Here is a 12983-nt window from a genome sequence, read left to right on the forward strand (position 1 = left end):
CACCCTGTTGTGCATTTGATAGATTCTGTTCACGTCAAGCGATATGGGGGGATGACGTGGCTCGTTGACGACGGTTGGCTTTTCGGTCGCTCACTCTTTGTTGCCTACTTTTCAATGCTTCGTTTGAGCTATCGACCTTTTCCGCCTTCGATAACCAAGCAGCGAGTAAAGCTGGAGAGGGGTAGGCAAAAAGGTCGGTAACCGATAGCGGCATCGCCAGTGAATGTAAGGCGGCGTGTAGTTGAACCAGTTGCAAAGAGTTAGCCCCCGCATCAAAGAAGTTTTCTCTTTCGCTGATCGGTACATTCACAATCTGCTGAAACTGTTCGCGAATGGTCAAAATGGTTACCGGGTCGCCGCCGACTGGGGGCAAGATCGCTTCGTAGTTGTCAAGCTTGCTTGGGCTGGGAATCAATCGACTTACCCCTTGCGGTGCGGGAAGCAGCAGGTTTAATGGCTGTGACCAAGACTCTGGTTGAGTCGCCAGCGTTTGCAACAGAGTGAGGTACTGGCTGAACATCTTTTCCAGTAAGGGCTGAGGCAATAATTCCCCGACGGCATCCCAGTTGAGGCAGAGTTGTCCTGAAGACTCATAGACTTGGTGATCCAACCATACCTGAGGGGTTTGTGATAGACCTCCTACCGGTTTAAGCCAACCCGAATCAGAGAGGAAATCGCGCTCAGAAGTGCCCAAGGCGCTGGTAAACACCACAGGCATAGTGGCGCTGGTACGCTGCTGTTGACGAGCCAATTCACGCATCACCCACACCGCAGAAACTTGGCTGTGTTTGAGATCGTTGACCAGTTGGTGTTGTAGGCGCTGCAGGCTCGCGAGCCAATGCTGATCAGGATGCCATGCGAGCAGCAGTAGGGTGGTGAAATCGCCCATGATCTGCCCAATATTTGGATGGACATCAGGTCTATCAAATAAAGTGAGGTTGAGAGTGAGTGCTTGCTGATCGCTCCAAGCGGAGAGGACACTGGCGTATGCATTGATCAAGAGAGCCGATGGTGTGACTTGGTGTCTGGCGGCCAGCTTTTTCAAAGCTTGCCACTCTTGTGGAGACAGTGAGCCTGCGGCACGAATAAACTTAGGCTTGTGAATCTGGTTTGGATCACTTTGAAGAGGCAAAGCCGGGTGCGCAGGCAGATCGGCCAAGCGCTGCAGCCAATATTTTTTCGCCGTTGAACGTGTTTGCTCGGTGACCGCTTGTTGCTGCCATTCAACATAATCTCTAAAGGTGATCGCAAGCTCTGGTAAAGCAAGGTCGGGATTGTGGTAGAGCGCTTGCAGCTCAGAAAAGAAGATCTGCATGCTCAAGCCATCGAGCATCATATTATCGAGATTGACAAAAATCCGCGCCTCGCCGTGGGAAGCGCTAACCGCCTCAACCGTAAACAGCGGCCATAGCGCACTATTTTTTACCTGATGGGCTAATGCATCACGCAGGGCATTGGCTTGAAAACCATCAATATCATCCAATAAATGACAAGTCAGCGTAAAAGCAGGAACCTGAATCAAAACTTGCTGTTGATGATCACGTACTACGGCACGGAGCATATCGTGGCGCTGGATTAAGCGATTCATCGCTTGGTTAAAGCGCTCAACATCCAGTTGTTCAACTCGAAACTCAATAAAGAATTGAGAGCTTATTTCTCCAAGAGCAAAACCAGACTGACGGCCAACCCAATAGGCTTGCTGCACTTCCGTCATTGGGAAAGGAAGAAAGCGCCGGCTGGGCTGTGCGATTAAAGGAGCAAGTGGACTTGATTCATCAGCCGTCATTTCAATTAGGCTGGCGGCGAATTGTGACAAAGTGGAATGGCTAAACAGAGCGGTTAAATCCGCTTGATAACCCTGTTTGCGTAATTCCCCCATACAACGCGTTGCCAGTAAACTATCCCCTCCGATCAGGAAGAAATCACTGTCGGCTTGTAAGTCCGATCGATGAAATAACGCCTGCCAGACTTGGGCGACGATTTGCTCTTTGGTGGTCCGAATGGGTTGAGATTGTTCTTCCTGACGGTGGGTATCACGAGTGGATTCCATTAACGCTTTTCTATCGACTTTGCCATTTGTAGTGAGTGGCAGAGATTCAACAAAGGTGAAGCGTTTAGGCACCATATAAGCTGGTATGAGTGAACTGAGTTTGGCAGATAATTGGCTGCTATCCGGGCTGAGCAAGACATGCTGATTTCTGAGCACATAAAGGCGTTGCTCTGCCGCCAACAGACTGTGTTGTACATGCAGTTTGGCGAGCGCAAAGTGGGTAGCGAGCTGTTGGGCCGATAAAAGAGTCGGGGCCTGCTGTAAAACCTGAGCACTGATCAAACTGGCCTCAGGTAAGCTTGCCATCTCATTGACCAACAGCATGGCTTCCGGCTTAAGTAATCCGGTGATGTGTTGCAAATAGTCAATAGGGTTGGTTTGGCGGTGCAACACATTATTGAGTAGCACTACGTCAGCTTGACCAGCCAGTGTATCCAGATGAGTCAGTGAGCCATGCTGGATTGTGACATGGCTAAAACGTTGTAAACGTTGTGCGGCACGTTGGGTGAAGCTTAATGAAGAGTCTAAGGCATAGTAATACACCTTTTCAGGACCGAGCGCAGAGCAGATATGCTGTGCCAACAAGCCACTGCGCGCTTCGGTTTCAATCAAGACGATTGGTCTGCACAGTTGCTCTGCCAAGCTCGATATCGCCTTGATTGTGTTTGACAGCAAGGCTTGAAACGCTGGTGTTTTGAAGAGCATCACCTCAGGCGCAAGATCTGTCTCCAGTATCACAGAAGGGTCTGCTTGGCCGGTGATGATTTGTTGCAGCAGTGGGCTGACTTGAGAAAAATTTGTGCAAAGTGCGCTGGTCTTTGGTTGTGCACTAGATTGAGAAACGAGTTGATAGTAGTGTTCAGCGCCTTGTTGCTCGGTGGTGGCGTAACCTCTAGAGCACAGCAGTTGCCACCACTGCTTAAAGAGTTCTAAATAGGGTGCACAGACACCATAAGATTGGGCGAGTTTGGCTAAAGGTTGAGCTTGCAGGCTATTAGGCAGCGTCTGTAGTAAATGCCAAGATAAGAAATCCGCAACCTGAGATCCGGTGTCCTCAATGTCGGCATTAGGCTCTATTTCGAAAAGCGTTGCATAATCTTGTGGCAGCCGTGGGTCGGATTTTAATTGCGAGCAGAGCGTGGTTCCTTCGAGCACCACCACACATTCCAGTTGTTTATCTCGGCTGCCGGCGAGCTCAGTGGCCAGAGTGACGCCATGACGCACACCTTGAATACGATTCAAGGCTGCATCAATCTCTCCTAGCTCAATGCGATGGCCGCCCACTTTGACTTGGTTATCCTTGCGGCCAAGGAACTCAAGAGTGCCGTCAGGCCAATAACAGCCCATATCTCCTGTACGATACCAACGTTGGATTTGATGGCTATCTGGACAAACAGCATGAACAAATTGTGTTGCTGTTCGCGGTTCATCATTCCAGTAACCTTGAGCAACCCCAAGACCCCCAATCCAAAGTTCACCTTGCACCCAATCAGGGCAGTCTCGGCCAGCCTCATCCACCACTCGATAAGCTTGATTGGTCAATGGGTAGCCATAAGGGATGGATCGCCAGTGCGGTTCAACGTGATTAACCAGATATTCGTTTGACCAAATCGCCGCCTCCGTTGCGCCGCCCATGGCACTGAAGGTACCGAGCGGACGGAAAGAGCGGTAGCGGCCGGGTAGCGAGAGATCAATCCAATCACCAGAGAGCATCACTGTTCTCAGTTGTTGCGGTGTGTTGAATTTCATCCCCTCGCAAAAAGTGAGGAACATGTCGAACAGCGCAGGCACACTATTCCAAAGCGTGACACTATGCTGCGTGACCAGTGAATTCCAAGCCATAGGATCACGAGTTTGCTGCTCTTTAGGTAGCACTAAGGCTCCGCCGGCCGATAACACGCCGAAAATGTCATAAACCGAGAGGTCAAAATGCAGTGCAGCAACGGCGAATATTCGATCGGTATGGCAAACACGATGACGTTGGTTGATATCAAGACAAGTATTGAGCGCAGATTGGTGGGAGACTACCACCCCTTTTGGTGTCCCGGTTGAGCCGGAAGTGTAGATAATATAAGCCGCTTGCTCGGGTTGACGTGAGTATGGCGATGTCTCAAGAGCAATATCGCCATGGGTTTGCCAATCAATGTGAGTGGCAGAGCTCCATGCAAACTTTTGCGCGCAGGTCTCACAGCGCAGCACAATGCGTACATTAGCACTCTCTTCAATCGCTTGACGACGGCTAAGAGGCTGATTAGGGGCAATAGGGACATAAACACCACCGGCGTGCAAAATAGCCAAAACGGCAACGATTTGTCCAACCCCTTTTTCCATACTGATGGCGACATGCTCACCACTTTGCATTCCAGCGTTGAGCAGTGTCTGGGCTAGCCGTTTGGCTTGGCTTACCAGATCGTTATAACTTAGGATTTGTTCCGCAGTGATAAGGGCGGTGTCGCTTGGGTTGGCTTGCGCTTGCTCAAAAATTCGCTGATGCAGTAAACCCTGAGGCGGCTCACTAGAGGTCTGATTACGTTCAGCCCGGATTTGGCGTTGGCTGGTCGGAAGCAAGTCTGGTAACGGTGACTGCCATGCTGCTTGTCCTTGTAGCGTATGCTCAACCAACTGAATAAAGGCGCTAAACAGCGTATCCAGTAGGTCTTGCGCAAACAGTTCATCCACACCATCCCATTGCAGTGCAATACCATCACCTTGCTTAGATGCAACAAAATCGAGCCACACTTGTGGAGTTTGTGAAATTCCCCAACCGAGTTCACCCAGTGGGCTATGGGTATCATCACCAAATAGTGAATGGTTAAGATTACTAGTGAATACGATAGGGGCTCCGTAAGGATGGCTACCATGGCGTTTTAACTCACGCAACACCTCAACGCCAGACACAAAACGGTGTTCATAAATCTCAGCAAAACGTTGTTGCTGGGTTTGGCAAAGCTCAGCCAGACTGGCTTGGTTAATCTCGGTCGGTAAGAGCAGAATGTTAGTAAAGTCCGCGAGCATCTGCTGGACATGCTGGTTAAATGGGTGACAGTCAAATAAGGTTAGGTTAAGCAACAACTGGCTTTGCCCACTCCAACGTGACAATACTGCTGCAAACAAAGTGGCAAGAGTCATGGTCGGTGTGACCTGATTGGCGGCGCAGAGCGTTTGCAGTTGTTGCCACTGAGTTGGATTTAACCAATGTTTACGCCGATGGAAAGTCGGTTTTTTAACTAAGGATGGGTCCTGCACTAAGGGTAAGTTGGGCGCAGGGGGCAGCAGGGGGGATTGCGTTTGCCAAAAATCATTAGCCGCCTTCTTTTGCGCCGCAAACTCTTGCTGTTCCTGCTGCAAATAACTGCAAAAATCATAATCGGAAGTATGAGTAGGCAAGGTTTTGTTTTGTAAGAGTAGCGAGAGCTCATTGAAAAACAAGCTAAAGCTGGAAGCATCCATCACCAGCAGATCAATGCTGACATACAGACGCCGCCGCTCATGAGAGAGTAAGGCAATCTGAAAATCGAAGGTTTGCCCATGTTCTACATCCAACACTTGATGACTCAATTGTTCACGAAGCGTCATCATGGCTTGTTCAGCGTCATCATCGGTTAAATGACGTAAGTCGAGCACCGTAATATGGTATGGGGCGCTAGGCGCTTTCCAGCATTGAGTACCATCATTTTGGAAATGCACACAGAGCATGGGATGGCGCAGACGTAATTGATTCAGTGCCTGTTCAAGCGCGGAGATTTCAAGACCGAGACCATTAAACTCCTGATACAGATGACAACCATTGCCACCTAAGGCTTGCTGCGGATCACGGCCGACATAATAAGCCAGTTGTACCGGGGTCATGGCAAAGGGTATGCCCTCTTTCATGGTGGGTAGCAAGTCAGGTTGGCGTTGTTCACTGACCGCGTCAGTATTACCTGTGAGATTACCCGCGAGCTTGCTTTGAATAAGCTCACCAATTTGTGCCAATGTTGGATTCTGGTATATCTCTTTTAGAGTGAGCTTACATCCGGCTCTGCGGCATTGATTTACCATACGCATCATCAACATCGAATCGACCCCCAACTCAAACAGATTGTCTGTTGTACTGATCGTGTCAATGGAGAGGCCTAATGATTGGCAAATGGCCTCTCGGAAAGTGGATAAAATCAGGTGTTGTTCTGACATAAGACATCATACCCCGGCAAATTTTAGGCAAAACGCTCCCGCCTGATGAACCGTGTCATCATGCAGAAAGTGAATGGAATAGCCCGCGTTATCGCGGGCGAAGTTTAGAAATTAAGCGTGTTCAGAGACATGGCAAATATCCTTATTGCCTAGCCTTAGCTGGTAGGCGTGAAATTGATACAGTGTCAGCAGGGCGCAGAGAGTAACGGAGAATGTCAGCAGGTAATGAACTTGGTAACCAAATTGAGCAATCACCCAGCCACACAGCATCGCCATTAGTATCGCGATCAACATATCCATCGATTGGAAAAGAGAGAAATCAACGCCTGCTTGATTACCATAGGACCATTCCATCATTAGGGTATATAGAGCAACAAATTTGGCGGCAACCAGAACCGTATTGAGTACATACAGCCCCTCTAGGCCATAGGTTAGCGGTATAATGTGTGCTGCATAGAAAGTGAATCCACTATATATCAACGCCTCCAACCCAAGACAAAAGAGAACAATGCTGATGGCGCTCACTTTTTTCATCAACCAACCACTTAGCCCTATCCCGATAAATGCGGTGATAATACCGCCACCAGCAACCAACAGACCAAGTGCTTCCAGTTCAATACCTTGATCGTATAAAAAGGGCATCATCATCGATTGCACCCCCCGAGTGCCTAACTGGCAAAGCGCGACTAATCCTAAACCCAAAGTTACCTTGGGGTTAGTAAGGGCTGCTTTCAGAGATGGATGGTGCTCACGATGAAGGTTTTGCACTGTTTTCAGTTTGCCAAATAAAGAGGTAGTTGGTAGCGACATGAAAAGGAGCAACGCCATCAGCAGTAGAATGGCATTTTGCCAACTGACACTGGCAGTGAGATAAATGAATAAGCATCCACCAAACACGGCTCCTAGATAAGCACCACCTACTTGCATCACATTGCCGAAACGTCTTTGATCGGCAGGTAACTCATCAACTGCTAAGCCATCCGTGGTGATATCAGCAAAGGTTGAGAGTAAAGCCAATATGAGTACACCAACAAACAACAGCGTTTGGTCACTGATCACGGCGTTAAATGAGAAGGCTCCTAAAACCAGTAGCATACTTGTCTGTGCCAAGCCAATCAGGTAAGCGTGACGAGTCAAAGTGATGCCCTGTTGTCGAATGCTCTCCACATAAGGTGCCCAAAGAAATTTCAGCGCCCACGGCAGCATAGCTAAGTAGAAAAGCCCAATCTGAGAGGTAGAGACGCCTTCTGAACGCAGCACTGCAGGGAGACCCTGCAGTGTGAACATACCAATCAGGCTTTGGGTGGTATAAACCCCCGCTAACAGACTGAGCAAGGAAGCTTGGCTCAGCGTGGAATGTTTGGCTGTTTGAAAACCCATCCTATTACCACTCAAGTTTGATGTTAAGTCCGACTTCACGGCCGACCCCGTAGTTACTCAAGGCTGCGCTGGCGTTTGGCATTGCGAACGAATAGGTTTTGTAATCTTGATCGGTCACATTATTGCTAAACAGGCGCATGGAAAGGTGTGGGTTTGCTTGGTACTGAATGGCTAAGTCGACTAAGGTGTAACCCGCTTGTGACAAGGTGTTTTTTTCATCGAAAAAGACGCTTGAGGTATAGCGAGCATTCGAGGAAAGGGAGACTGCGCCATTAAACCAAGCTTGTGGTAATACATAGTCTATCCCCGCTACCAGTGTGGTTTTAGGTGCGTACGGTAGCGTGTTCCCCTCAATATCTTGATTCTCCGATTTGAAGCTTGATTTACCGAAAGTACCGCCTAGATTCAAGGTTAAATCATCCGTGGGATAGAAAGCGAGCTGCAGCTCTAAGCCTCGGCTTTGCGCTTCCCCTAAATTACGCAGCACTTGGCTACCAGGAGTCCCAGTATAGAGTTGAATATCATCCGTTTTTATCCAATACAGAGCCCCGCTTAGATCAACCATGTTGTCAGCTAAGCGAGTACGCCAGCCCAACTCTCCATTAAGGGATTTCTCAGCGCTGTAGCCATTTTTATCGCCGCTACTGCGTGGCTGTAAACTGAAGCCTCCGGGACGATAGCCACTTGATATGGAAGTAAACACCCGAGAGTCCGGTGTGATTTGCCAACCTAAAGCGGCTTTAGGGGATAGGGTGTTTTCTGATTTATTTTGTGCGTAAGCATCAATCATCCAGGACGGATTACCACTGTAATCCGCACGAGTCGAAAGGTGAGTGGCACGCAGTCCTAAAGTGAGGTCAATCTGTTCATGGAGCGCATAAATGGCTTGACCAAACAGAGCGTATTGAGTCGATTCAACCTGATTGGTTACTTGAGAGCCTTCGCCAGATTTTGCATCGAAGTCGCGTTGTTCAAAATAAGCACCAAATAGCGTTGATAAGGCATCGCTGACTTGCGTATTGGCACGTAGTTCTTGGCTAAGAGTATTTTGGTCTTCTTGCCAAGTTCCTCCAATAAACTGACGGTAGATGTTACGGTTTTGATAAGCCGTAACACTGGTCAATTGAGTCTCACCTAAATCGTAACCCATTTGCAGCGCATAGCTATTAACGATGCGTTTGAGCTGAGGGATCGCTTGGCTCGTCATTTTTTGGTCAAATTCAGCTTGGGTGAGATACCACTCTTCATGGCTATCTAGGTTACTATTAGCGACTGATAAGGTCAGAGTGAACGGCGAGTTGTGTGGTAAATAGTGTAAGCGAGCTAACCCACTGAATTGTTGACTATTATTAGAATCTTTCTGCTGACTTGGTAGGTGTTCAATGTTGCCATTGTCTTTGATTGCGCGCAGTGCAACATCGGCGGAAAGCGAGTCATTGAGCGAGAGGGCTGCAGAAGCATTGAGCTGCTCATTGAGGTTACTGTAGCTCGCGCTAGCAACGGCTGTGTTCTGTCCAACGGCTTTTTTGGTGATGATATTGATAATACCACCTTGAGCATTACCACCGTACAAAGTGCCTTGCGGGCCTCTTAGCAGTTCGACGCGCTCAACATTGACCAGTGGTTGAGTTAAAAAGGCGCTGTCTTGCAACACACCATCAACATACAGGCTAATGGTGGGGGAATAATAATCTGGTGAACTAATGCCACGAATGGTCGTGTTAGCATAAGTGCGATTACCGCGAGTTTGGATCAATAGACCTGGGAACACTTTCTCCAAGTCTTGAACTTGATCGACTCCGGCTTGCTCAAGCTCTTCTCCTGTTTTAATCAAGACCGAACTGTCCATCTGTTCAAGAAGGGTCGACTGCTTGCTCGATTCTACCACCATGACATCATGGCCACTTTCGAGTGCGAAAGCGGTTGAAGTGAACATAGTTAAGGTCATCGCTAAAGTTAATGGTGAAAGTTTAAGGCTGTTCCTATGCATTGAATCTGTTTTCCTGTGGTATCCATATTGAATTTATAGTGCCGATTCTGTCTTTTACCTGCTAACTGAATAAGGCATAAAAAGAGCGTGAATCGACGTTTATGATTCTTATTTAAACAAGTTGGAATAGAGCGGGTCGTCTGTTTTTGAACTTAATTAAAATTAAGTGTTTAATTTTGTTGATTTTTATTTTATTTTCTGGTTTTGCTTTAGATGAGTTTCAAACAAATTACTGTCAAAGTAATAGCTGGTGGTGTTGGGCCAAAAATAGAGGATCGCCGTATGGCTCATGACGCTTTTGGGACCATCTTTTTAGGCGTGAGAGCACCCTGTTATGCTAGGTATTTGGATGGTGTACAACCGAATTCTTTTTTAAAAGCGGCGGAAAAATGTCCATGATTGGAGTAACCCACCTCATGAGCAATATGCGAAATAGTGTAGATTTCTGCGCTGAGTAGTTCAGCCGCTTTTGTCATTCTTTGCTGAGTGATGTACTGATGAATGGTGGTATTTAGTTCTTTTCGAAACCCCTGTTTGAGAGAGGTCTCATTGGTTCCAATTCGTCGAGCCAGTTCGGTGATGGTGGGTGGGAAAGTGTACTCACTATCAAGAATCCCCATCGCTTTTTCTAAGAGATTGTTATTATCGCCTTGTTGTTGAGTGCTGTCATCGCAGACTAGATATCGGGCTGCATCACTGATGAATGAGTAGCAAAGCTGGCGTTGAATCGCGCTGTTTTGATTATGGGTCTCTGAAAGTTTTACGGCCATAAATTGCAACGCAGCAGAAGCTGTTCTGATTAGGAAAAACGGCTCTCGACGTCCTAACTTATCTGCTAGTGGCTCACTTATTTGCATGATGTTGATGTACTCAAGCAATAGAAGTCTTGGGACTTGCAGTGCAAATAACTGAGTGATTTGCGGCTGATAGCGACAGAAGCCATGACGTGTATCGGAATAACAAAGAGCAATAGTGTTGGCCGGAAAAATCTTTGCCGTATTTAAGCCATTAATTTGATAGTAAACCGCATTCCCTAAATTCAGCATGATAGTCACACTGTCGTATTCGGTTTTATCGGCTGTATCGAGTTGGGTGGGTGTTTCAAACCTTCCCTTAAATTGGCTCATCACCATGTCATCATTGATCACACAGCAACGTAACGAAAATTCGCAATGTTCATGCTTAAAAACGATATTGCCATTGGTTTGCATGGACTCTTCCAGTAAATCCAAATTAAATGGAACTCGATAGTAAGGCATAGTGAAATCACGTCCGATTGGTTTATGAGAAAAGTTATCATTATCATGATTGTCTGTCTAGGGAGTGATTGATGATGACTATTCAACTGTTCAACAAAAAAGCGTATTCAACAAAATGAGCATAAAAAAGGGACAAGATGACTTCACCAGCACGACTACTGTTCTGTTAGGAAAGAGAAACCTTGACTGGTTTAAGCTTTATTTATCGATATTTAGGGACGTTGACGATGTTTCCGATATTGTAGAGGGTTCTGCCCAAAGTGTTGTTTGAATAGTTTGCTAAAGTGAGAAGGGCTGGCATATCCCACTTGATAAGCGATGTCGATAATCGGGCGATCGGTCTGCTCTAATGATTCAGCTGCTATTTTCATTCGTGTGTGTTGAAGAAGTTTGGAAAATGTCGTATTAAAAAGCAGTTTAAAACCTCGTTTGAAGCTGGTTTCATTCGTGCCTACTTGTCGACAAAGCTCGCTTAAGCTCCAATTTTTTTCTGGTTCTGAAGAAACCATCGAGTGCGCTTTGCGTATCCGATTTAAGGTTCGACTGGAAAGGGAGGAGCACTCACTGTCCTTTTTGTTGCTTTTTATCATATCAAGCTGGCTGAGTAGTTTGGCCAAACATTGATAAGCCTGTGAGACGGCATACAAGCTACCAGCACCAGTTTGGTTGGTTAAGCCAGTTTGCAACTGGTTAATAAATTGCTGAATTTCAACACTGGTATCAAAGACAAAACGGCGTTTTTCCGTTAAAGGATTAATACCATTGTCACGCAAACTCTCACTCATTTGCTGGTAAATAGTCACCAGAAGTTGGCAGTCAAAGCGTATATCGGCAATCTCGACGTAACTCTCTGTTTCACTAATGAATACATCGTTAAAGGTATTAACTGAGAAAATCAGTACACTTTTTCCGTTGTGTAAACTGATGGGCTCATTATCATGACTGTACCAAATGAGCTGCTCGCCTTTAATTACGGTCAGTAAACGTAGGCAGTATCGTTCAGAGTGAGTCTTCGGTTCATACGACGTACAGCCACCATATCCCGATAGCGTATGTATATTGCAGCCAAGGCATCCCCCAAAAGATTGACAGGCAAGCGGTTGTCGCGGAGTCGGCACGCTTGACTGATGGCTTAGGCAGCGTTTCGGTAAGCGTATGGATGTGGAGTTTGGTTTTAAATCAACACGATTCATTTTAGATACCATTCAAAAATGCTTGGGTCGGATTTACCCCTAGTGTTTCGTCTGTGTAATGAAAAGCGTGCCACGCAAAGAAGTCATGAGTTCTATCGAGATCTCTCATCGTTATTATTATTCGTTTTATAAAACTGAAAGTTATTTTGTGGCGTTTTATGATTACCGTCTGCTCAATTTGGAAGTGATTTTTCATGATTAGGAGTCTGAATTGAGTAGTGGACTGACGTGACTATGTTGTAAGATCGAACAAATGAAGGAACCATGTTCGTCCCCAATCTCTGTCGTCTTCTATACTATGGATAGAAGTGTCATTTTTGAGGGGAAGAAATGCCAAGTAAATTCAATACCCTGATAGGAGTGGTATTGCTTTCTCCTACCTTGACTGTCGCCAAGATCAATATGGCTGAAGTGAATGCCTATGCTTACGAAGGATTGGCGGACATGTGTACCAATTCGCGCTCTATCTCCAGAGATCAGCAGAAAGAGATGCAGGCTATCTACCTCAAGATCAAAAATCAGCGTAAAAAAAGCTTACCCGCCGATGATGATTTTGCTCACTATGCTGCGAAACAATTGTGGGACATCCATAATGCCCCCCACTATGAAGAGTGTATTGCGTTGCTAAAGAGAAAATAATTGCCTAGCAAGAAAAAAGCCGCCAAAAATAGGCGGCTAAAAGTGTGCAAGCAAAGGTGTTGTTTAAGTCGAACCTGTCTTTCGCTACAAACAATAGACTGAAAAGGTGAGGTGCTCAACCCTGTCGTTCATGAAATGAGATTTGAAACAAGGTGCATATGTAATTATTGCATGTATAACTTGCATGGGTTCATTAGATATTCAGCTAGAACCACTTGGGGTCTCTGAGGTCAAGGCTTGGCGAGTGTAGGTAGTAGACGGTTTATAATAGATTATGCGGTTTTAAAATGTCAGCCAGC

6 protein-coding genes are annotated in these 12983 nt (G+C 46.6%); 1 reads left to right on the top strand and 5 read right to left on the bottom strand.

The genetic code is table 11. The features are described 5' to 3' along the window. Positions 1 to 34 precede the first annotated feature (34 nt). The 5 genes from AACV32_RS03200 to AACV32_RS03220 form a co-directional block, all read right to left on the bottom strand. The gene (locus tag AACV32_RS03200) at positions 35 to 6223 is read right to left on the bottom strand and encodes a non-ribosomal peptide synthetase (protein ID WP_017048947.1); all 6189 of its coding nucleotides are present in this window, start codon (positions 6221 to 6223) and stop codon (positions 35 to 37) included. Between the two features lie 111 nt (positions 6224 to 6334). Continuing rightward, on the bottom strand, positions 6335 to 7603 hold the full coding sequence (locus tag AACV32_RS03205; protein ID WP_170895651.1) for an MFS transporter: 1269 nt from the start codon (positions 7601 to 7603) through the stop codon (positions 6335 to 6337). Positions 7604 to 7607: 4 nt separating this feature from the next. After that, positions 7608 to 9551 carry a TonB-dependent receptor gene (locus AACV32_RS03210; protein WP_272870183.1) on the bottom strand — a complete coding sequence of 648 codons (1944 nt, stop codon included), beginning with the start codon at positions 9549 to 9551 and terminating at the stop codon, positions 7608 to 7610. Positions 9552 to 9925: 374 nt separating this feature from the next. Then, the gene (locus AACV32_RS03215) at positions 9926 to 10804 is read right to left on the bottom strand and encodes a helix-turn-helix transcriptional regulator (RefSeq protein ID WP_017048950.1); all 879 of its coding nucleotides are present in this window, start codon (positions 10802 to 10804) and stop codon (positions 9926 to 9928) included. 260 nt (positions 10805 to 11064) lie between these two features. Continuing rightward, complete coding sequence (locus AACV32_RS03220; protein WP_017048951.1) at positions 11065 to 12045, bottom strand: helix-turn-helix domain-containing protein; 981 nt, start codon at positions 12043 to 12045, stop codon at positions 11065 to 11067. A 330-nt stretch (positions 12046 to 12375) separates the two neighbouring features. Here AACV32_RS03220 and AACV32_RS03225 point away from each other — a divergent pair, with 330 nt between their 5' ends. Then, positions 12376 to 12684 (top strand): hypothetical protein, encoded by a 309-nt coding sequence (locus AACV32_RS03225; RefSeq protein ID WP_017048952.1) that lies wholly within the window; start codon positions 12376 to 12378, stop codon positions 12682 to 12684. Positions 12685 to 12983 lie beyond the last annotated feature (299 nt).

Source organism: Vibrio sp. B7, assembly GCF_963888765.1.
Classification (GTDB): Bacteria; Pseudomonadota; Gammaproteobacteria; order Enterobacterales; family Vibrionaceae; genus Vibrio; species Vibrio anguillarum.

What these genes read in the sequence shown, in the direction of transcription:
- AACV32_RS03220 (WP_017048951.1), bottom strand. Translation starts at nt 12,045, where the DNA reads ATGAATCGTGTTGATTTAAAACCAAACTCCACATCCATACGCTTACCG.
- AACV32_RS03210 (WP_272870183.1), bottom strand. Translation starts at nt 9,551, where the DNA reads ATGACCTTAACTATGTTCACTTCAACCGCTTTCGCACTCGAAAGTGGC.
- AACV32_RS03205 (WP_170895651.1), bottom strand. Translation starts at nt 7,603, where the DNA reads ATGGGTTTTCAAACAGCCAAACATTCCACGCTGAGCCAAGCTTCCTTG.
- AACV32_RS03215 (WP_017048950.1), bottom strand. Translation starts at nt 10,804, where the DNA reads ATGCAAACCAATGGCAATATCGTTTTTAAGCATGAACATTGCGAATTT.
- AACV32_RS03225 (WP_017048952.1), top strand. Translation starts at nt 12,376, where the DNA reads ATGCCAAGTAAATTCAATACCCTGATAGGAGTGGTATTGCTTTCTCCT.
- AACV32_RS03200 (WP_017048947.1), bottom strand. Translation starts at nt 6,223, where the DNA reads ATGTCAGAACAACACCTGATTTTATCCACTTTCCGAGAGGCCATTTGC.